Source organism: Microcystis sp. 49638_E5 (genome assembly GCF_021300285.1).
Taxonomy (GTDB): Bacteria; Cyanobacteriota; Cyanobacteriia; order Cyanobacteriales; family Microcystaceae; genus Microcystis; species Microcystis aeruginosa_C.
The window spans coordinates 1-20,935 of sequence record NZ_JAJTDH010000048.1 but is presented as its reverse complement, the minus strand read 5'-3'; the positions used below and the strand labels follow the sequence as shown (position 1 = coordinate 20,935).

Sequence of the window (20,935 nt, the reverse complement as noted above, 5' to 3'; positions counted from 1 at the left end):
TTGCTTTTCGTACCATGCTTGTGTTCGTTCGTGGAGAGCTTTATTGTAAACCAATCTTACACAGCCCAATGTGCGCCGCAATAGCGACTCTTGTTTTGGTGTGGGGTAAAATCGAAACGAATAGGCTTTTTCCATGCCTCACATTTTAGCATATATCGTGTAAATGTGCTAATATTTGACGGTAAAGCCGTCGTAGAACGACGGGGTTTCAGACCCAAAATTTTCGATGATCATCGCAGGAGAAAGAAGCGGAGTCGGTAAAACTACGATTACTCTGGCAATCTTGGCCTATTTAATCAGTCGTGGCGATCGAGTGCAATCTTTTAAAGTCGGGCCCGATTATATCGATCCCATGTTCCATAGTCATTTTACCGGTCGCCCCTGTCGCAATCTCGATCCGGTTTTAACTTCTGAAGACTATGTAAAAACCTGTTTTGCCCAACATTGTCAAAATGTCGATTATGCTCTGATTGAAGGGGTAATGGGGTTATTTGATGGTATTCAATTAAGCGATACTCAATTTCCCGATTATGCCAGTACCGCCCATATTGCCCGTATTTTAGGGCTTCCTCTGCTGTTAGTTATCGATTGTAGTCGTTTATCTACCTCTGTCGCCGCTATTGTCCGCGGTTATCAATCTTTAGACAAAAATCTCCATCTAGCTGGAGTTATCCTCAATCGTGTTGGTAGCGATCGCCACCTGCAATTACTGCAAACCGCCCTAGAATCGATCAATATGCCGATTGTCGGGGTTCTGCGTCGTCAAGATTCCCTGACAATTCCCGATCGCCACCTAGGATTAGTTCCCAGGGATGAACTAGGAGAAATCAGGCAACTGCAAGATCAACTGGCTTCTATTGCCCAAAACTGCTTTAATTGGGACATTCTCTTGCCTTTACTGACTATTTCTCCCCAAGAGAACCCGAAAAATCCCACAGAATCAAATAAGCTTTTTCCCCCTATCCGTATCGGTATTGCCAGAGATAAGGCTTTTAACTTTTATTATCCCGATAATCTCGATATTTTAGCCAATTTAGGCGCGGAATTAATCTTTTGGAGTCCCTTGCAAGGGGCAAATTTGCCCGAAAACCTGCAAGGATTGTACTTTGGTGGCGGTTTTCCCGAAATCTTTGCCCCGGAATTAGCAGCTAACACCCCTATCTTAACTCAGGTGAGAAAAGCGATCGCCTCCGGAATGCCCACCTACGCCGAATGTGGGGGATTAATGTATTTATGTGACAAAATAATTGATTTTGAGCAAAAAAATCATTCTATGTTGCAAATAATCCCCCAATCTGCTATAATGTCGCCGAAGTTAACCCTAGGTTATCGGCAAGCCATCGCCAAACAGGAGACGATCCTGCTCAAAGCAGGTCAACCAGTGCGCGGCCATGAATTCCATCGCTCCCAATTAAGCGGGGTGAGCGACGCACCGATTTATCAACTGCAAGCATTCCCCAAAAGTGCTATCAATGCCGAAGGGTGGCAAGGTAAGAATCTGCACGCTTCCTATCTCCATCTACATTTTGGAGGCCAACTGAGCCTGCCGAAAAAATTTTTAGCTGCCGGCCTTGATTTTTTCCGCACAGCTGCGTTAAGCTAATTGCAGATAAATTCAATAATTAATCCGTTCAGGGATACAGGAGGTGATGTCGATGGTAGAAAGTAGTAAAAGCATGGGTCTCTTAATCGACAATAGCCGGCTGTGCGCCGGGGCTGTTCTCTAGACCCCCACGTCTAAACAAGATTTAGACTAGCTGGAGTTCCTTCCGGCAGTCTGGTGTCGATTCCGATGACCCGCTACACCGCCCTTACCGAGCAATTGGTAAGGGCGGATAGTTTTTGGGGGTTTCCCGTCATCTGAGAACCCCAGAACCAGAAGTAATACTAAATCCGTTGAGTATAGGCTAGTTATGAGGAGAGGCACTCATGCAAAAGAGGGAATAGATAATCAGTTTTTAATAACCGGATTTAGTATAGTGCCAATTTTGTCCTAAGTGAGCCTTTCTTCACTTTAACTCTACGGGCGCAAACTAACCCAGCGCCGCTTCTGGTTTGGGGACACCGTTTTAACGCCATTGACCGAGATAATATCATTGGCTAAATTGTCCGCCATCATGGGAATTAATCGATTTATATTATTTTTATAAGCTTTTATCCAGAATTGAGAGAGTTTCTCTCTCGCCTCCTCATTGACGTAGATAGTTTTATCTGGCATAATCAATACCATTGCCACATCACCGGAGTTTTCCGTGACGGCAAAGACAAACTGATCACGGTCGGACTTGAGACCTTCGTACCAGTAGTCTATGTGTTCTTCTAATTCGTATTCATAGAGAGCGCGTTCCATCTTGCCATCTTCTAGCAAGGCTTTACGCAGTGTATTGGCTATCTTTCTTTGTTTCATGGTCTTGTACCTGTTTTTGTGGGCGTTAAGTTTTGCTGATTAGGCATCACTCCATATTTAACAGTGCCACTATAGAAATTATCAATTAATCTGACAACAACCCAGTCCAGTCGTCGTTATCAAAATCAGAGAACCTTGCCCGACTCGTCTAGATGAGCCTGTTATTTGAGCTTAAGTTTCCTCTCCGTAAGGATTCTAACCTACTTGAGTTTTTGTTTAAGTGCCGTTAGTATCTAGAGGGTGGCGGTTCTTCTCGACTTTGTATGATAATTTTTGCTTATAGAATCGTCAAATGATTATCGGGCAGAACTTTTAGGGCTATTTTGTTGAAGTAACTATCAGTATAGGCCTGGTTTCCACACAGAAACCAGAAGAGCCTAGTGGCCACTTTGTCAACCGGTCAAGGGAAAAAAAATGAGATCGCATCTTTCCCTAAGCAATTAAATCGTGTATAATAACGGAAGAATAGCAAGGCTATATGCGTCATCAAACTGTGTAGTCAACCTATAAGGTGTGAGGAAAAAACCATCATGTTAAGAATGTTCTGGAGATCATTGCTGGTTAGCCCAGCGATTTTAGGAGCTACCCTGGTAGCTTCCGCTAATGCTAGTAGCTTCGATCCCGCCAAATCTACCAGTGTTTCTACCGAATTTAACAGTCTAGAAATCGCTCAAGTTCAGGACAACGGTGCAGGAACTGGCGAATTACTCAATCAGATCGAACAGTACGGTAACGAAGGTCAAGTTGCACCCGTACAGGGCAACAGCATCGATCAAGTCACCAGCGTTAACCAACTGCGGGATGTTTCCCCCACCGCTTGGGCCTATGAGGCCTTAAGAAGTCTTGTGGAGCGCTATGGTTGTATTGTTGGTTATCCCGATCGCACCTTCCGCGGCGACCGAGCCTTAACCCGTTGGGAGTTTGCGGCTGGTTTAAACGCTTGCTTAAACGTGATGGAACGTTTAATTCAAGATGGTGTCAACGTCCTCAAGGAAGACTTAGACGCTCTCAAGCGCTTGATGGATGAGTTCCAAGCCGAGTTAGCAGCTTTAGGAGCTAGAGTTGACAACTTAGAAGGACGGGTGTCTTTCCTCGAAAATAATCAATTCTCCACCACCACCAAATTAGCTGGGGAAGTTATCTTCGCCGTTACCGATACGGTCGGTGCCGGTAGCCCCGCCTCCCAGGCCGCCATGCAATACCGCGCTCGTTTGCTGTTAAACACGAGCTTCACCGGTCAGGACGTGCTGAAAACCCGTTTAGCGGCGGGTAGTGCCACTCCCTTTGGATTTGATTACAAATCGACCACCACACTGCAAAATGGTGATCCCGCTTCCGTCAGATTCGATAACCTGCAAAGCCCTTCCCTATTCCAAACTTGGACAGCCGCCGGTAACGGTAGCGATGTGGTTCTCGACTGGTTGGCCTACTATACCCCGATTGACTTAGGTTATTTTGGTCGCTTCAACACCTACGTCGCCGCTTGGGGCGGTATTTGGAATGACTTCGTTCCCACCACTAACCCCTTCTTTGAAGACTTCGACGGTGGTAATGGTGCGCTTTCGACCTTCGCTTCCGAAAACCCCATCTACCGTATCGGTGGTGGTTCTGGGGCCGGTGTTAGCCTACAGTTAGGCTTCCTCCAAAGCATTGTCGGTCCGACCTCCCTATCTTTGGGTTACTTAGCCGGTGGTGCTACTTCCCCTGCTGATCCCAACCCGGGCAACGGTCTCTTTAACGGGGACTACGCAGCTTTAGCACAGATTAACGCTAACCTCTTTAACTTCCTCAACGTTGGCTTTACCTACGTTAACGCTTACCAAAGTGCTGACACCGCTATCTTCGGTAACGGTGGTACTCGTGGTGTGACGGGGACTTCCGCGGCTAACCTTTCCCAAACTCAGTTAAACACCCTGCTCAACGTCAACGGCAGAAATCCTAACAGAGTAACCCTACAGGATAAGGTTGGTTTCTTCAACTTCGATGCCAAAGTATCCAATAGCTACGGTTTAACCGGTGCAGTGGATATTGGTTTCGCCAGCTTGAGTGCCTTCGGTTCCTACTCCACCGTGCGTTTACTCGGTCTCGGTGATGCGGAAGTGTGGACCTACGGTGCTGGTATTGCCTTCCCCGACTTAGGTAAAGAAGGAAATATCCTAGGTCTGTTTGCTGGTGCGCAGCCCTACATCGGTAACTTAAGCTTCCGGGAAATGGGTCTAAAAGTATCTAACATCGTTCCCTACCACGTTGAATTGTTCTACAAGTACCAAGTCACCGACAATATTTCTATCACCCCCGGTGTCATCTGGATTTCTGCACCTGAACAGTTCAAAGGTACTGGTAACGAGTGGATTGGCACTCTCCGCGGAACCTTTACCTTCTAGGATTTCCTAAATTAAACCCGAAACCCCACCCATGGTGGGGTTTTGTTTTAGGGAAATAAACGCTGATATTCTATCTGGATACAAGCATCCATAATCACATTTAAACCTGCCTCGATCGCTTTTTTTTCCGCAACTGGGTGATAAATTTTCAATTGTGTCCAAAGAGTAGCAGCCTGAATAGCAATAGCTGACTCGACAATTTCGGGCAGATAATCAGGATGACGAAAAACGTTAACAATATCCACAGGTTCGGGGATAGCCTCTAGAGAAGGATAGCAGCTTTGACCGTCAATTTGCTTGACCATCGGATTGACCGGATAGACTCGATAACCCACCGCTTGCAGGAATTTGGCCACCTGATAGCTGGCGCGGCTCGATTTCTCGGAATGCCCGACCACTGCGATAATTTTACTATTGCTGAAGATGGTTTTGAGCGCACCATCGTCTCCTTTAATATTCGGCATTGTCCCACCTATCTTAGAATAGAGTTTCGTTTCTGATAGAGATGAAGTGTAACCTAATTTGGCATCGACTTTTGACGGCAGCTTTAGCCACTGTGGAGAACTGGCAGCAATGTTTAACTTTTTTACCGGAAAAACAGTTAAGTAGGTAGGTGTTAAAAGTTGTCAGATACCCCCCTTATTAAGGGGGGATTAAGGGGGGATCCCCCCGCCTACCGGCACCCCCCTTATCAAGGGGGGCAGGGGGGATCAGAGGCAAAATCTATCTTCTATTTAATTATAACTACTTACTTATTACACATCCCAATCAATCCCTCGGTATCTGTAGGAAAATTTACCCGATGGTTGCCCCTAAATCCTCTGACTTGAGTTAGTACAAAACCTCATGAATTATCTTAGTATTATCATTCCGACTCTTAATGAGGAGTTAAGAATTGCAGCAACGTTAAAACAGATAGGTGCGGGGGTAGAAATTATTGTTGTCGATGGGGGAAGTACCGATAAAACTAGAGAAATAGCCGAACAATTGGGAGCGAAAGTAATTATTTCTTCTAGTAAAGGTCGTGCATTTCAGATGAATTTAGGAGCAAAAATAGCGAAAGGAGATATTTTGTTATTTCTGCACGGAGATACTTTACTTCCCCATGAATTTCAAGAACAAATTATCGATACTTTATCCCAAACTGGGATAGTAGCGGGGGCCTTTGAATTAAAAATTGATAGAGAGGAAAAAACCCTGCGTTTAGTGGAAAAATTAGTTAATTGGCGTTCTCGCTGGTTTTCCCTTCCCTACGGAGATCAAGGAATATTTTTAAAAGCCTCAATCTTTGCCGATTTAGGCGGTTTTCCTGAGTTGCCAATTATGGAAGATTTTGAATTAATACAAAGATTGAAAAAAAGGGGTAAAATAGCCATAGTTTCTGCTGCGGTGATTACCTCGGCAAGACGTTGGCAAAAATTAGGAGTTGGCAAAACCACCTTAGTTAATCAATTAGTTATTATTGGTTATTATCTAAAAATTCCGCCGCGCTTGTTGAAAAGTTTTTATCGTTTATGGTAACAAAGGCTGGCTTAAAAAGTATTTTAGGTCATTGTGTAATGTGGGGGCGCAACGTGGTCAGTGAGTTTATCGAACTGCTTACACCGAAAATGTAATATAGAGATGCAGCCGATTGCGTTTAGGAGTCCGTCGATAAAAACTTTTCTCTCCCGAAGTACCGATCGATAGGATAATTGATCATTGGAACATCTGCTCTGAGAATATGTCTCTTGATCGCCGTCAATTTCTTTATCTTTTAGGTGCTACCCTTGGCACAGCCACTCTTGCCGGTTTTAACCGTGCCGCTTTTGCTGCTACTGGTCCCTATGGTCTTATTGCCCTACCCTATAGCTATGATGCCCTAGAACCTTATATCGATAAGGAAACGATGCAATTTCATCACGATAAACACCATGCAGCCTACGTTAATAATCTCAACGCGGCAGTGGCAAAATATCCAGAATTGCAGAAAAAAACAGTAGTAGAATTAATTAAAAATCTTGACTCTTTACCCGCCGATCTTCGCATCACTATCCGCAATAATGGCGGCGGCGATCTTAATCATACGATGTTTTGGCAGATTATGTCCCCCGATGGCGGTGGCGAACCAACAGGAGAAATAGGAGCGGCAATAATCGCTAAATTTGGCAGTTTCGAGGAATTTAAAAACGCTTTCAACCAAGCAGGTACTAAACTTTTTGGTAGTGGTTGGACATGGTTGGTGTTAAATAAGTCAGGACAACTAGAAATTACCAGCACTGCTAACCAAGATAGCCCGCTAATGATGGGATTACAGCCAATTATGGGCAATGATGTTTGGGAACACGCCTATTACTTAAAATACCGTAATCAACGGGCTGAATATTTAAAACAGTGGTGGAATGTGGTTAACTGGGAGGAGGTAAATCGCCGCTATCTTCAGGCAAAAGCTTAACCATGACAACTTTTACGGTAACAGTTCCCGCTACCACTGCTAATATTGGGCCCGGCTTCGATTGTCTCGGAGCGGCCTTAACCCTATATAATCAGTTTACTTTTACCCTGCTGCCGGCAACGACAGCTAACCCTGTCAGCATTAGTGTCAAGGGAACTGAATCAGCTAAAGTTAGCCAAGGTGCTGATAATTTAATCTACACTTCTTTTTTGCAAGTTTATCAAAAAATAGGACAGAATCCGCCCCCGATCGCCATCGAGATCGGTTTAGGGGTTCCTCTGGCTAGAGGTTTAGGTAGTTCTGCCACTGCTATTGTCGGCGGGTTAGTGGCTGCCAATCAATGCGCCGGAAATCCTTTATCTATGGGGGAAATCGAAGCATTAGCGATCGCATTGGAGGGACATCCAGATAATGTGGTGCCGGCTTTGCGGGGCAACTGTCAGCTATCGGCAGGTGATAGCACAAATTGGGCTATTTGTCAAGTATTTTGGCAAAAAAATCTCATTCCCGTCTTGGCGATTCCCGATTTTGAACTGGCTACGGAAAAAGCTAGGGCGGTTTTACCGGAAAAAATTAGCCGTCAGGAGGCAATTTTCAATATTTCCCGCTTGGGTTTATTATTGCGGGGATTAGAGACGGGTAACGGCGATTGGCTGAGAATTGCCCTAGAGGATAAACTGCATCAACCCTATCGCCAATCTTTGATCCCGGGTTACGAAAAGGTGAAAAAAGCCGCCATTAACGCGGGTGCTTACGGGATGGTAATTAGTGGCGCAGGTCCGAGCCTATTGGCTTTAACTAACCCTGAAAATGCCCAAAAAATAGCCCCAGAGATGACCAATGCTTGGGAGGAAGTGGGGATTAACTCTGAGGTGAAAATTTTAGCTTTAGATACCCTAGGGGCGCAAGTAAACTGTTATGAATTATAAATTATGAATTATGAATTATGAAGTGGGGGAATTATGAATTATGAATTATGAATTATGAATTGGGGAGGTGGGGAAGTGGGGAGCTTTTCAGTGTTGCCAAAGGCACGGCGTAGCCGTCCAGTAAACAGTGAACTGATCACTGATAACTGATCACTGATAACTGACTCCGGACTGCCAAAAGCGTTAGTATAAAAATAAATATAAATAATTATTAAGAAAATGACGCAAATTACCGTTATTGGTGCAGGGATTGGCGGACTAACGGCGGCGGCATTATTGGCGCGTCGAGGTTATCAAGTCACAGTATATGATCAGGCGCTTGTACCTGGGGGTTGTGCCTCGACTTTTTCCCGTCGGGGTTTTACCTTTGACGTGGGGGCAACTCAAGTGGCAGGATTAGAAGTAGGGGGCATTCATCAGCGCATTTTTGCCGAATTAGGGATAGATTTACCCGATTCTGTCCCCTGCGATCCCGCTTGTGCCGTTTTTCTGCCGGGGGAAACCACTCCGATTAATGTCTGGCGCGATCCGCAAAAGTGGCAAGAGGAAAGACAAAAACAATTTCCGGGCAGCGAACCTTTTTGGCAATTATTACAAAAACTCTTTCAAGCAAGTTGGCGTTTTCAAAGTCGCGATCCAGTTTTACCCCCGCGCAACTGGTGGGATTTAGGGCAATTAATCGCCGCTTTGCGTTTAGATACTGCCATTACCTTCCCTTTTACTTTGATGACTGTGGGAGATGCTCTGCGATTATACGGCTTAGAGAGGGATAAACGCCTAAAAACCTTCCTTGATCTCCAGTTAAAGCTTTATTCCCAAGTTAATGCCGATGAAACCGCTTTACTTTATGCCGCCACCGCTTTGGCAGTTTCTCAGTCTCCCCAAGGTTTATCCCACCTTCAGGGTAGTATGCAGGTATTAAGCGATCGCCTAGTAACAGCTTTGGAAAAATACGGCGGTAAATTGCAAATGCGCCACACAGTGGAAAAAATACTGACAGAAAAGGGAAAAGCCACAGGAATTATCGTCAGAAATCAAAAAAATGGTCAAATATATCCAGAAATGGCCGATGAGATTGTGGCTAATATCCCGATCCAAAATTTACCACAATTAATCGATCGCGAAGCCATTCCCAGTCTTTATCACCGGAGAATCGAAAAACTTCCCCCCGCATCCGGTGCTTTTGTGGTTTACTTAGGAGTTGATCGCGCTGCTATTCCCCCCGATTGTCCTCCCCATTTGCAATTCCTCTACGATGACGATGGCATAATCGGCGAAAATAACTCTTTGTTTGTTTCCGTGAGTAAAGAAGGGGATGGCCGCGCTCCAGTGGGAAAAGCGACGATTATTGCTTCTTCCTTCACCGATACCAGTCTTTGGTGGCGAAAAGGAGAAGATAATTATCAGCAATTAAAAGCAGCATACACCCAAGAGGCGATCGAGCGTCTCGGTAATTATTTCCATCTTAGTCCTGATCACATCGTTCACATCGAATCAGCTACACCTCGCACTTTTGAACGGTTTACGGGGCGAAATCAGGGCATTGTCGGCGGTATTGGTCAAAGATTGTCCACTTTTGGCCCTTTTGGCGTAGCGACGCGCACTCCGATCCCCCATCTTTGGTTAGTGGGAGATTCCACCCATCCGGGAGAAGGCACTGCCGGAGTCAGCTATTCGGCGCTAACGGTAGTTAGACAGATTGAGAATCAATTATTAGCTTCTAGTTAGCGGGAATTAGGAATTATGAATTATGAATTATGAATTAGGAATTAGGAATTATGAATTATGAATTATGAATTATGAATTATGAAGTGGGAAGTGGGAAGAATAAATAAAAGCAATCTTCTGAATACTGAATACTGAATACTGAATACTGATAACTGTTAACTTACCCACTGATAACTGATAACTGATCACTGATAACTGATAACTGATAACTGTTATAAAGCGCCAGCTGCCGTGCGATCGAGTATTCCCGCTCCTAGATGAGAGGTAATATTAATTGCTTGCAAGACCGGTTGAGAGTCAACTCCTTTGGGATAATCGATAACACTAACCGCGCCATTTCCCTGTTTAATATTCCAGAAATTAGCGGGTTTTAAACCCAATAAATAACAAAGAATCACCTTATTAATGGCATCGTGAGCTACTACCATAATTGTCTTAGGTTGATCACTATTACTATAGGTTTTAACGATTTGCTGCCAACAAGCGATCGCTCGATCCCAAACTTCCTGTAAATTCTCCCCTTCCGGCATTTGCACGGTTTCCGGGGCATTTTTCCAGTCTTCTAACATCCCGGGGAAACTTGCTTCAATTTCCTCCTCTAATTTACCTTCCCAAAGTCCGTGACAGATTTCTGTCAGATCTACTTGGGTATCTAAGGTGATATCGGGGTGATATTGCAGGATAATTTGGGCAGTTTCCTTGGGACGGGACAAAGGACTGGTGACAGCGTGATTGATCGGCGTTTCTCGCAGAAATTCGGCGGCTTTCTCAGCTTGAGCTTTGCCATTATCATTGAGAGGAATATCGCGCACACCTTGAAAACGTTTATCCCGATTCCATTGGGTTTCTCCGTGACGCACCAGTAGCAGCCTAGAACCTTGGAAAGGAGGACGCGGTGGGGGTAAAGCTATCCCTAAGTGTGCCGTTTGATTGAGGGATTCCACCTGGACAGGATCACCAAAATCACGCGTAAAATTGAGAACATTAACGCAACAGTTAGATTGTTGCAGGGAATGGTATAAGGAAACTGGAATACCGATGGCACTGAGGATTAAACAGCGATTAATGCCGTTATGGGCAACAATGAGGATAGTTTGGCCCTCGTGTTGGGGAATAATTTCTCGCCAAAAATCTTGGGCCTGTTGATAGAGGGAGAGAACGGGATAATGTTCTTGACCATCGGGCAGTATCATCTTAAATTCGTGAGGTTTTTGGTGCCAATCCCGATATTCTTGGAGGTATTGAGCTTTTACCTCCTCTTTGACCATATTTTCCCAGATAGGCAGATCGATTTCTAGTAACTGCGAAGTGGGTTGAATGACGGGAGAGTTATTTAAACGAGACTGAATCACCTCAGCAGTAGATTTGGCTCTTTGGAGAGGACTACAGTAAAAAGCGGCGATATCGATTTGACTGAGGGCATTTCCCACTTTTTCCGCGTCCAGATGGCCTTTTTCCGTCAAAACCGAGCCATCACTGCGACCTTGTATTTTCTGCTGTGCGTTATAACTGCTTTGTCCATGACGAACAATAATCACACGGGTAGCCAAGCGGTTCAGTCTCCTTAACTAAAAGTCTCAATATCAGATTACAGGCGATCGGGATCGGAGTACAAATCAGTGATCAGTAATCGGTAATCAGTAATCAGTGGAGATCGGCGAGCATTTGTACTAAAATTTCCTTATGCAGTTTCAAGGCAGCACAGCGTATCAAAACTTCCTGACATGAAAATCTCTTTGGGATCAAGGGTTTGGCGTTTTTGTCAAGAAATCATGACAATGTACTTGGTCAAAATCAGAATCTTGCTGTTTAATAGGTATTTATAACAAGCGATTCCCTTGATCCCCATCGAGTGGATCTCTCGTTCACAAAGCAATCGATGAGTAGTTGGAAGGATTACCCAGATCACTGCTTTTGCAAATGCCCAAAAACATTTGCCGTCGTAACTAATCGGAGAGCGTCAACTCATGGTTCCAGAATACCCCCCCTTAGATGAGATGACCTTGCGGCAACTGCGACGAGTTGCCAGTCAATACAGCATCTCTCGTTACAGTCGGATGCGGAAAACGCAGTTAATCGAGGCAATTACCCAAGCTATGGGAGTAAGCGGCAATTTTAAATCTATTATTAAAGAGGAAAAACCAGTGGAAGCAGCAAAATTTGAATTAGGTCAAGCTAACCCGATCGAAGATATCCTAGGTTCGGTGGATGATGGTTTAGGAGATCTGCCCGGTGGCTACGGTGAAAATCGCATTACCCTCCTACCTCGCGATCCTCAGTGGGCCTATGCTTACTGGGATATCCCCAACGAATCGAAAGAAGATTTGCGTCGTCAAGGGGGACAACAATTAGCCCTACGTCTTTATGATGTCACCGATATCGATCTCAATAGCCAAGGCGCCCACAGTGTCCAAGAATATCTCTGTGATGAATTGGCCCGGGAATGGTATTTACCGATTCCAGTCAGCGATCGAGATTATGTTATCGATATCGGTTATCGTTGTGCTGATGGTCGTTGGTTAGTTTTGGCCCGTTCTCCTTTAGTGCGGATTCCTCCCGTCTATCCTTCCGACTGGATTGAAGATGTTTTTGTCACCGTTAACTGGGAAGAAGAACTGGTGGGCAAAACTGTTTACGAACTCGTTACCCCCAGCAAACGCTACGGCAGCGGTGCCGGAACCACGGGAAGCCCTATCTACGACCAAATTTTCGAGAGTGTCGGCGATATCGAGGCCCTACGGGTGGCCGGTTCCTTGTTTGGTTCCATGCAGCACGTCGCTGGTTCCGTACCGATGTCGGAAGTGATCAGTTCTTATGTATTCCCCTCTGGAGTTGGTATGTGGGCAGTTCCCACGGTATCGGGACTAACCGCTTCCGGTATCGGGATGACTGCTTCTGGTATCGGTATGGGTGCTTCGGAAACCCTACAACGTCCGCGCAAATTCTGGTTAGTTGCCGATGCAGAATTAATCGTCTATGGTGCCACCGAACCGGATGCCACCGTAACTATCGGTGGTCGTCCGATTAAACTCAATCCCGATGGCACTTTCCGCTATCAGATGTCCTTCCAAGACGGTTTAATCGATTATCCGATTATGGCCGTAGCCGCCGATGGTGAACAAAATCGTTCTATCCACATGAAATTCACCAGGGAAACCCCCTCTCGCAATACCAACACTAAAGATGAGGCGGTTCTAGAATGGTTGTTCTAGATTGGGTTTTCTAACGTTACCAAAGCCAACCTAATTACTTCCCCCTAACTGAGATTTAGTTAGGGGATTTTTTGGGGATTGTCAACGCTATCAACTTCTATTCCCAAATCTGACAGCTTAGATCGCCCGATTTTTGGGAAAGACGCAGATTTTCACCGTAATCGACGGGAACATCGATCACCGTAGGGACATCTTGCCGGAAAGCATCCTCTAGTGTCGGGATCAAATCCTGAGTAGATTCCACCCGATAGCCTTTTAATCCCATACTTTCAGCAAATTTAACAAAATCGGGATTACCAAACTTAATAAAAGAAGATGTCCCAAAATAGTTTAACTGCTTCCATTCGATTAAACCGTAACCGCCATCATTAAAGATGAGAGTGACGAAGGGAGTCCCCACCCGCAAAGCTGTCTCCAACTCCTGACAATTCATCATAAAACCGCCGTCTCCCGTCACCGCCACAACGCGCTTATCGGGATAAACTAACTTAGCGGCGATCGCACCAGGGATAGCAATACCCATAGCGGCGAAACCGTTAGAAATAATGCAAGTATTAGGACAATCGGAGTGATAATGGCGGGCCATCCACATTTTATGAGCGCCCACGTCACAAATAGCAATATCTTCCGGTCCCATTACCTGACGCAGATCGTAGATCAATTTTTGTGGCTTGATCGGAAAACCCGTATCATTGGCATAGGTTTCGTAATCGGCCCGAATTTCCGTCTTTAATGCTGCGGTGACAGGAGTTGGTTTATTCTGGCGATCGGCCCGTTTGAGGATATCGATGAGAGAATCGGTGATATCACCCACCACTTCCACTACTGGGGCATAACTGCTGTCAATTTCCGCTGGAGTCATGCCGATGTGAATAATCGGTAATTTCCCGTCTGGATTCCATTTTTTCGGGGAATACTCGATTAAATCGTAACCAACAGCGATAATTAAATCACTGCGATCAAAGGCACAACTAATCAAATCCCGTTGCTGTAATCCTACCGCCCAAAGAGCCAGAGGATGGGTATAGGGAATCACCCCCTTACCCATAAAAGTGTTAGCCACAGGGATATTCAAGGCCGTGGCGAATTCCGTTAAAGCCTCACTAGCATTAGCGCGAATTGCCCCATTTCCCGCCAAAATCAAGGGATTTTTGGCTTTAGAAATCACTGCCGCCGCCATATTCAAAGTCCGGTAGGAAGCGTAAACTTTTTCCTGACTATCGAGGGGCAAAGGACTACCATCGGCAGCCATAGCGGCGATATTTTCGGGAAGATCGATATGAACTGCCCCCGGTTTCTCACTTTGGGCGGTTTTAAAGGCTCTCCGTACCACTTCCGGGGTGATACCCGGCCGGACGATCTGTTTATTCCATTTCGTCACCGGGGCGAACATGGCCACAAGATCCAGATATTGATGGGATTCAATGTGCATTCGATCGGTTCCCACCTGGCCGGTGATGGCCACCAAGGGCGCCCCATCCAGGTTAGCATCGGCTACCCCCGTCATTAGGTTAGTCGCCCCCGGTCCTAAGGTGGAGAGACAAACCCCCGCTTTTCCCGTCAAGCGTCCATAGACATCGGCCATAAAAGCCGCGCCCTGTTCGTGACGGGTGGTGATAAATTTGATCGAGGAGTTTTTTAGGGCTTCCAAAACATCGAGGTTTTCTTCCCCGGGTAGCCCAAAAATATACTCGACCCCTTCATTCTCTAGACATTTAACTAGAAGTTCGGCTGTGTTTAATTCCCCCATAATTCCCTCCTGTAGAGCTTACTTCATCAGTAAAGTCTCTAGAGATAGTTCATCCCGGCGGATTGAGGTTGTTGCGCTCAACTCGTCGGGATGATATCAGTAGACTATATGTACCAATGTAGCTGACTAAAATTTTGTTTAAGTCTATCCATATACTATTGTGACTTAGATCTTGACCCTTGGCAGATTATTTATTAGCACAATGGGGAGGAATTTTTTTTAGGCCGTTAATTCTTCGGCGGCGTGAGCTAGTTGGGCGGCGACTTTGGCTAAATAGGGACGACTTAACCACCAGATGAAGGGGGACAGCCAACCGCGCAGGGTGACAGAATAGGAAATATAACTACCACAGAGGGTTGATTCCACTTGGTACGTCATTTTCTGTTCCATGCCGGGGATAGCGAGAACTCTGAGGCTGAGGAGTTCCCCGGGGCGGACATTTTCCACGAAAACCCGGATAGGAATGGGAGTCAGACGGGTGACAGCTTGATAGATTAACCCCGGTTTAGCGATTAAACCCAGGGGAACATCAGCCTTGGCGATCAAAGGATGCCAAGAGACATCGGCCACATTGATTAATTTTTGCCAGAGGACATCGACAGGGGCGCTGCTGACCACCCGATAGGTTTTGTAGAGTGAAAACTTACAGAATAGTTTGCCTTTGGCCGCTACAATCCTTAGGGAAAAATTGAGAATCACCGATTGCCCCCCGCAAAAATAATCCAGGTAATCTTCTATTCTAGAAAATAAATGGCTTTCTGGGAGTGTGAGCTTTTTATAATTTTAACTTAGTCTCAGCAGAAGTCCCTCACTTAAGTGCGATCGGATGAAGGCTGACTTTGTATATAGACAATTCTCAAAAACTGAGCCACAACAAACAGATCTCCACCACTATTCCTTACGCGATAACCGAGCTTCGGCGGGTCCTGTTGCAAGAAAAAGTATGGGTCTTGTAGCAAATTAAATTGTATTCAGTGCAGATAGAGCATCAAGGATGAAGGGAAATCCTGTCAGAGAAGCAACCCTCTGGGGGTGTTAATTTCTTAAACAATTCATCTAATTTGACTTCCAAGCTTTCTTTGACTACTGTTGAGGTTACTGCTGCCATGATTTTTCAATCATATACGACCTCTTCATTTTAGATCATTTGCCTTTTTCTCTATTTAATTTGGTAAGTACCTAAGCAAAATTAATTACACATCTAAGCCACTACTCCGTCAGACTTCTGGTGTGAGCAAACAGTGAACTGAAAACTCAAATCCGATCCCTAATAGCTGTCTCCCGTCTCCTGTCTCCTGTCTCCTGTCTCCTGTCTCCTGTCTCGACTAGGAAATTAATTTTGCACGACTACTTATGTAACCAACAATTCCCGACAGAGAAGTAATCATAATCGGTCAGAAACCGGACCTAGCCGCCTCTACCGATGATGGCGTGGAGGATCGCCTCAATGGTGTTATCCTTGATATCAGCGATCGCTATATCGACGAAAGTAGTCGTCTCAAAAGCTACCTCGACCTTTAGCCCTGGCGGAAAACTTTCCTGTCAGCGAGCGATCGCATTTTTCATCGTCTCTCCAGAGGGTTATCAATAAAAGCGATCGCTATTTACAGGCCATTACTGCGATTGTGTAGGCGTTATTATTCATCCCGTTAATATTAAAATTAATCTGATAGGGCTGTCTACCCGTGGGTGATTGGAAGGGTAAAGAATAGGTTTCACCCCGTTTCATTTCGACATTTTTCTGGAAGGCACTATTAACCGAATTATCGGGATACTTGAGATTGATCGTTACTCCGTATTTGCCATCGTTTTCGGGAACCATGACTCCTTTAAAAGAGGCAAATTTCACCCCGGAGGGAACGGCGAAATCGGTGTTAAAGTTATTCTTTCCTATGGCATCGATCTGTTTGCGGATATGGGTCTGATTAGTGGCTACTTCCTTGAGGTACTGACAGTTTTTCGGAAGTTCTGTAGCCTGATCTTTAGTAGCGGCAACAACCCCTATTGATGTCAGTCCGAGGATTAAACCGACACAGAGAAGGCTGAAAGTTTTTGTCAACATGATAGTTCTTCCCGTTAAGGTTTTCTAAAATTGGCTCTTCGGGGACGATTAAAGATAATTAAGCCTTAATTGTCCCGCCTTGACTTTTTCCGTGACCAAAGTTCTCACTAATTCTAATTCTTGGCGCGGTACTTGGTCATTATCGCTCACAGTGGAGCGAGTTCTCCTGTTTCTTCTGGGGTTAATTTCTGTGCGTCAACCCGTGAGATTTTCAGAGAATTGCTCCTCGTTTACTACTAATATTTAACGTTGGCAGGCTCGGAGAAACTATCAAAATTCTGCAAATCTAACTTTTATTTTGTTAAGAATTATCTCGCAAAGTTGCCGACGGACACTCACCGAACATTTTCTTATAATCTTTGGCAAATTGACCCATGTGCCAGAATCCCCACTGTAGGGCGATCGCACTAACGGTAATTCCTTGACCCGCAGACGCTTTTAGTTGTCGTCGTACCCCGTTAAGACGTTGAATTTTGAGATAAGTCGCAGGTCCCAGGCCAAAACATTCCTGAAAACCATAACGGAGGGTACGTTCACTGATGTGCAGTTCTTGGCATAGATCGAGGATCGAGAGGGGGCGATCGAGATTGTCCAGTAAGATCTCCTCTGCTCGCTTAATGTAGGGATGTCGTATTGAAGGGCGCAGCGGCGGATAGTTTTGATGGGAATCGAGTACATCTAGAACCAGAGAGATAAAATCCTCTCGGATCAGCGATTGCATAGCTGGCTCTAGAATTGTCTGGGGTTGTCTCCAGAAAAGCTCAAAAATATATCTTAAATGAGAGCGGAATCGTCTCAGGACAGTCGGCTCTGGTTGAATTGCCAGGGTTGAATCCGTAATTAAAGATGCTACCCCGAGCCGATCGGTTTGTTCGGCCTGGGAAAACAGAGAATCGTTATCGATAGTAACCAGAGCGAGGGGCAAGTTTCCCGATCGAAGCATATCGATCCCCCTGGAACTTTTCTGCAAGAGAGCGGAATTCGACGATAAAGAATACCCGTGCCACTTGAAGACTCGGGGTGTAGACAAGGGTATCCCGACGGTGATTGTCCCGGGAGGAGAATCCCCTTGAGAACGAATTCCTCGATTGTAAATCGGTCGGGCGAATTGTATGCCCCCGACTTGAGCTACGAACAGTTCCCCCTCGAAAGTTCCCGCCTCGATCGGTCGATGAACCATGTCCCAACGAAAAGCTCTCATCCGCGACCCTAGTTCATCGATATCGTGAAAAGTAATAGTCTCGATCAGGGGCTGTAAATTGATATTCATTTTGTCTGATTTGGGATAGCAGAATTATTAAAAATTATTAAGTATTATTAAGAGTTATTCTCTTGTAAATATGCAGGATACCTCACTAATCTTAATTGTAGAGTTTTTTGGCTTTTATGGGTTAATAACGTCAGACTCTGACTTTTTTCCTTGATTGAAACAAATAGGGTTTTCTGGTTATCTGCAATATTTTTTAAAATTTATGGTCAATTCTTAATAAAAAAATTACCGAAAAGTTCTATCTATAAGTCTAAGTTTGCCATTTTTTGATAGCGATCGCTCTTGCCAAGCGTCTATAATAGTCTTCTAGAGGCTAATAGATAGAAAGTCGCTGTTTATTCAAGCAAGAAAATTTAGAAAGAAGATAGGAGATAAATACCCTTAAAATTAATTAGCAGGAGGAAATATTACCAATTAAAGGTTCGCTGCTATGAAATTCCGTCAATTGATGCGGGCAACAGAAAATAAATACAATCGGCTGCTGGCAAATCTGCTCTCGCTCTACATTATTTACCCATTTTTAGTATATCTACCCCTGGGAGATTTGCTAGTTTTCTTTTTCTTCTCCCTCTCTCTGATCATCGCCGTCTATCAGATCGATCGCAGTAAATTGGCTTTAAGATGTAATATCGGTCTGTTTCTAATTGCCCTCCTCCTGCGAGCATTCAGCACGATTATCCCTATTTATAGCGATTTCAACCGTTGGTTCGATCTGTCTAGTACATTAATTTCTCTAGCTTTTATTAGTTTATGCGTGTACTCGATTTTACTAGAATTAATTCTCGCCGAACAGGTAACATCCGATATCATCAAAGGGGGAATTTGTGTCTATTTTCTCCTAGGATTTTTCTGGGCATCCGCTTATAGTATCGTCCAGATTTTTGAACCCGATTCCTTTAGCTCCGCCGCTAAAACCGTCAACCAGGCGGATCTACTTCATTTCAGCTTTACTACCCTGGCCACGGTTGGCTACGGTGATATAGTTCCTACCAGTAAAGTCGCTAGAGTTTTGGCCAATTTAGAAGGAATGACTGGAGTTCTCTATCCCGCCGTTTTTATCGCTCGTTTAGTCAGTTTACACAATGGTCGTTAACCAAAACAATCCATCGCCTTGGAGAATATTAGATGATTATGCGTCGCTTTATCCCGATTCTTTCTTTACTGTTGCCTTGGGTCACTGCCGCAGGAGTCTTGGCGGAAATACCGACTCTATCCCAGGAAATCCGCCCAAAAACGGCGGAACAGGTGATCGAGCAACTCTGTGCTAATTTAACCAAACAGCGATCGTTCACCGTCAATATGGATGTCACCTATGACGATATACTCGACTCCGGGGCGAAAGTTCAGTACAGTGCCGATCAAAACATCTGGGTAGAGAAACCCGATCGCCTGCGCTCGGACTACACTGGGGATGAACGAGTTACACGCTTTTTTTACGATGGTAAAACCTTCACCCTTGCGGATCTGGAACAGGATCTATACGTCACGAAACCGGCTCCGAATACTCTAGATGAAGCCTTAGACCAAGTAGAGCAAAGGTACGGAATCACCATTCCCATGTCAAATCTAGCAGCGAACGATCCCTGTGCAGATCTAATGGCTGATGTCAGACAAATTATTTTTATCGGCAACAACATGGTTAATGGTGAACAAATGTATCATCTGCTGCTGATCGGTAGCGATCGCGATTATCAAATCTGGGTCACGCAGGATGCCACCCCCCTACTGAGGAAAGCGATTATCACCTATAAAACTCTACCCGGTTCACCCCAGTACACGGCAATATTATCCGATTGGAATTTTAAGCCTAGTACACCCGCCGATACTTTCACTTTCCAACCGGGATCAGAGTCGATCCCTATCGAACTTCTACCCCCTAGGGATAATCAATCCCAGCCATAAAGCCCGTTCATAAAACGCGATCGCTTGTCGGTATTCCCCTAAATCAGCGTTTTGATATACTTTGAATATCTAACGAATTCGAGGTGGGATCATGAAGTCGCAGATTGGACGCTGGGGTAATTCTTTAGCGATTCGGATTCCCAAGTATGCGGTGGAGGCACTGAACCTCAATCCCAATGACGTTGTTGAATGTTCTGTGGAAAACGGAAAGCTAGTAATTGAGCTAATTCAAGCCTTGCCTGAGTTAAGCCTAGAAGAACTACTGGCTGAGGTTGTTGAATCACCGGAGCCGGAAGTGGATTGGGGACGGCCAATGGGAGAGGAGGTTTGGTGACATACATTCCAGAACGTGGAGATTTCCTGCGGTTGAGCTTCGACCCACAAATTGGGCTTGACATCCTCACCGCCGTAAACGGACGGTGATTCCCAAACCTCACGATTTAGGTTTCTGCTTCTTTCCCGAAGGATTTTTCGCACCTGCCGCCCCAGATTTACTCTGTTCTGGTCTTATGGTCGCTCGACAGACTGACACCGCAAGCCCTGCGGCCAAAATATTTTTACTGGCGTTAATATCTCGGTCATGGTGAGTCCCACAGTCTGGACAGTCCCATTCTCGAACATTTAACGGCATTTTCTCAGCAATATACCCGCAATTACTACACCTTTTAGAGCTAGGAAACCATCTATCTATTTCGATGTAATTTCTGCCATACCAACGGCATTTATAGGCTAATTGTCGGGTAATTTCTCCCCAGCTTACATCAGATATTGCCTGAGATAATTTCGGGTTTTTGACCATATTCTTGACGGCTAAATTCTCAACCACAATCGTTTGGTTTTCACGAACTAATTGAGTG

The 20,935-nt window shown here is 45.1% G+C and carries 20 protein-coding genes; 11 read left to right on the top strand and 9 right to left on the bottom strand.

What is annotated here, in order from left to right; translation table 11 throughout:
- Positions 1–135 (bottom strand): helix-turn-helix domain-containing protein (locus LW728_RS14390; RefSeq protein WP_287767080.1); only part of this gene is annotated, 135 nt, incomplete at its 3' end.
- A gap of 91 nt (positions 136–226) precedes the next feature.
- On the opposite strand from LW728_RS14390, the gene LW728_RS14385 reads away from it, so the two are divergent.
- Positions 227–1,603, top strand: a complete 1,377-nt coding sequence (locus LW728_RS14385) for a cobyrinic acid a,c-diamide synthase CobB (RefSeq protein WP_002800704.1) — start codon at positions 227–229, stop codon at positions 1,601–1,603.
- A 417-nt stretch (positions 1,604–2,020) separates the two neighbouring features.
- On the opposite strand, the gene LW728_RS14380 is transcribed toward LW728_RS14385, so the two are convergent.
- On the bottom strand, positions 2,021–2,407 hold the full coding sequence (locus tag LW728_RS14380; protein ID WP_002800703.1) for a hypothetical protein: 387 nt from the start codon (positions 2,405–2,407) through the stop codon (positions 2,021–2,023).
- A 530-nt stretch (positions 2,408–2,937) separates the two neighbouring features.
- On the opposite strand from LW728_RS14380, the gene LW728_RS14375 reads away from it, so the two are divergent.
- The gene (locus LW728_RS14375) at positions 2,938–4,791 is read left to right on the top strand and encodes an iron uptake porin (RefSeq protein ID WP_287767079.1); all 1,854 of its coding nucleotides are present in this window, start codon (positions 2,938–2,940) and stop codon (positions 4,789–4,791) included.
- 47 nt (positions 4,792–4,838) lie between these two features.
- Here the strand turns inward: LW728_RS14375 and LW728_RS14370 are convergent, their stop codons facing one another.
- Positions 4,839–5,255, bottom strand: a complete 417-nt coding sequence (locus tag LW728_RS14370; protein WP_008201483.1) for a CoA-binding protein — start codon at positions 5,253–5,255, stop codon at positions 4,839–4,841.
- Positions 5,256–5,637: 382 nt separating this feature from the next.
- Between LW728_RS14370 and LW728_RS14365 the strand changes: the two genes are divergently transcribed.
- The 4 genes from LW728_RS14365 to crtD all read left to right on the top strand — a co-directional run bounded on the left by LW728_RS14365 (position 5,638) and on the right by crtD (position 9,882).
- Positions 5,638–6,312 (top strand): TIGR04283 family arsenosugar biosynthesis glycosyltransferase, encoded by a 675-nt coding sequence (locus tag LW728_RS14365; protein WP_287669864.1) that lies wholly within the window; start codon positions 5,638–5,640, stop codon positions 6,310–6,312.
- A 202-nt stretch (positions 6,313–6,514) separates the two neighbouring features.
- Positions 6,515–7,225, top strand: coding sequence for a superoxide dismutase (locus LW728_RS14360; protein ID WP_002800698.1), 711 nt, complete (start codon positions 6,515–6,517; stop codon positions 7,223–7,225).
- A 2-nt stretch (positions 7,226–7,227) separates the two neighbouring features.
- A complete protein-coding gene (thrB, locus tag LW728_RS14355) occupies positions 7,228–8,154 on the top strand; it encodes a homoserine kinase (RefSeq protein ID WP_287767078.1) in 927 nt (308 codons plus the stop codon).
- 219 nt (positions 8,155–8,373) lie between these two features.
- Entirely contained in the window at positions 8,374–9,882 is a 1,509-nt protein-coding gene (gene crtD / locus LW728_RS14350) for a C-3',4' desaturase CrtD (protein ID WP_287767077.1), read from the top strand.
- Positions 9,883–10,094: 212 nt separating this feature from the next.
- On the opposite strand, the gene LW728_RS14345 is transcribed toward crtD, so the two are convergent.
- Positions 10,095–11,432: a histidine phosphatase family protein gene (locus LW728_RS14345; protein WP_287767076.1), complete on the bottom strand. Its 1,338-nt coding sequence runs from the start codon at positions 11,430–11,432 to the stop codon at positions 10,095–10,097.
- 417 nt (positions 11,433–11,849) lie between these two features.
- Between LW728_RS14345 and LW728_RS14340 the strand changes: the two genes are divergently transcribed.
- Positions 11,850–13,094: a DUF4912 domain-containing protein gene (locus LW728_RS14340; RefSeq protein ID WP_287767074.1), complete on the top strand. Its 1,245-nt coding sequence runs from the start codon at positions 11,850–11,852 to the stop codon at positions 13,092–13,094.
- 97 nt (positions 13,095–13,191) lie between these two features.
- On the opposite strand, the gene LW728_RS14335 is transcribed toward LW728_RS14340, so the two are convergent.
- Both LW728_RS14335 and LW728_RS14330 read right to left on the bottom strand, forming a co-directional pair.
- On the bottom strand, positions 13,192–14,844 hold the full coding sequence (locus LW728_RS14335) for an acetolactate synthase large subunit (protein WP_002800692.1): 1,653 nt from the start codon (positions 14,842–14,844) through the stop codon (positions 13,192–13,194).
- 219 nt (positions 14,845–15,063) lie between these two features.
- The gene (locus LW728_RS14330) at positions 15,064–15,543 is read right to left on the bottom strand and encodes an SRPBCC family protein (RefSeq protein WP_287669852.1); all 480 of its coding nucleotides are present in this window, start codon (positions 15,541–15,543) and stop codon (positions 15,064–15,066) included.
- Between the two features lie 748 nt (positions 15,544–16,291).
- On the opposite strand from LW728_RS14330, the gene LW728_RS14325 reads away from it, so the two are divergent.
- Entirely contained in the window at positions 16,292–16,435 is a 144-nt protein-coding gene (locus LW728_RS14325; protein ID WP_287767073.1) for a hypothetical protein, read from the top strand.
- Positions 16,436–16,444: 9 nt separating this feature from the next.
- Here the strand turns inward: LW728_RS14325 and LW728_RS14320 are convergent, their stop codons facing one another.
- A complete protein-coding gene (locus tag LW728_RS14320) occupies positions 16,445–16,906 on the bottom strand; it encodes a hypothetical protein (RefSeq protein ID WP_002800691.1) in 462 nt (153 codons plus the stop codon).
- 301 nt (positions 16,907–17,207) lie between these two features.
- On the bottom strand, positions 17,208–18,176 hold the full coding sequence (locus LW728_RS14315; RefSeq protein WP_159251925.1) for a helix-turn-helix domain-containing protein: 969 nt from the start codon (positions 18,174–18,176) through the stop codon (positions 17,208–17,210).
- A gap of 430 nt (positions 18,177–18,606) precedes the next feature.
- On the opposite strand from LW728_RS14315, the gene LW728_RS14310 reads away from it, so the two are divergent.
- The 3 genes from LW728_RS14310 to LW728_RS14300 all read left to right on the top strand — a co-directional run bounded on the left by LW728_RS14310 (position 18,607) and on the right by LW728_RS14300 (position 20,412).
- Positions 18,607–19,269, top strand: a complete 663-nt coding sequence (locus tag LW728_RS14310; RefSeq protein ID WP_002800689.1) for a potassium channel family protein — start codon at positions 18,607–18,609, stop codon at positions 19,267–19,269.
- A 32-nt stretch (positions 19,270–19,301) separates the two neighbouring features.
- Positions 19,302–20,078 carry a DUF2092 domain-containing protein gene (locus LW728_RS14305; protein WP_287669846.1) on the top strand — a complete coding sequence of 259 codons (777 nt, stop codon included), beginning with the start codon at positions 19,302–19,304 and terminating at the stop codon, positions 20,076–20,078.
- A gap of 91 nt (positions 20,079–20,169) precedes the next feature.
- Positions 20,170–20,412, top strand: a complete 243-nt coding sequence (locus LW728_RS14300) for an AbrB/MazE/SpoVT family DNA-binding domain-containing protein (RefSeq protein ID WP_002772118.1) — start codon at positions 20,170–20,172, stop codon at positions 20,410–20,412.
- A 99-nt stretch (positions 20,413–20,511) separates the two neighbouring features.
- On the opposite strand, the gene LW728_RS14295 is transcribed toward LW728_RS14300, so the two are convergent.
- Positions 20,512–20,935, bottom strand: a 424-nt coding sequence (locus tag LW728_RS14295; protein ID WP_287767070.1) for an RNA-guided endonuclease TnpB family protein, incomplete at its 5' end; no start/stop codon positions are given.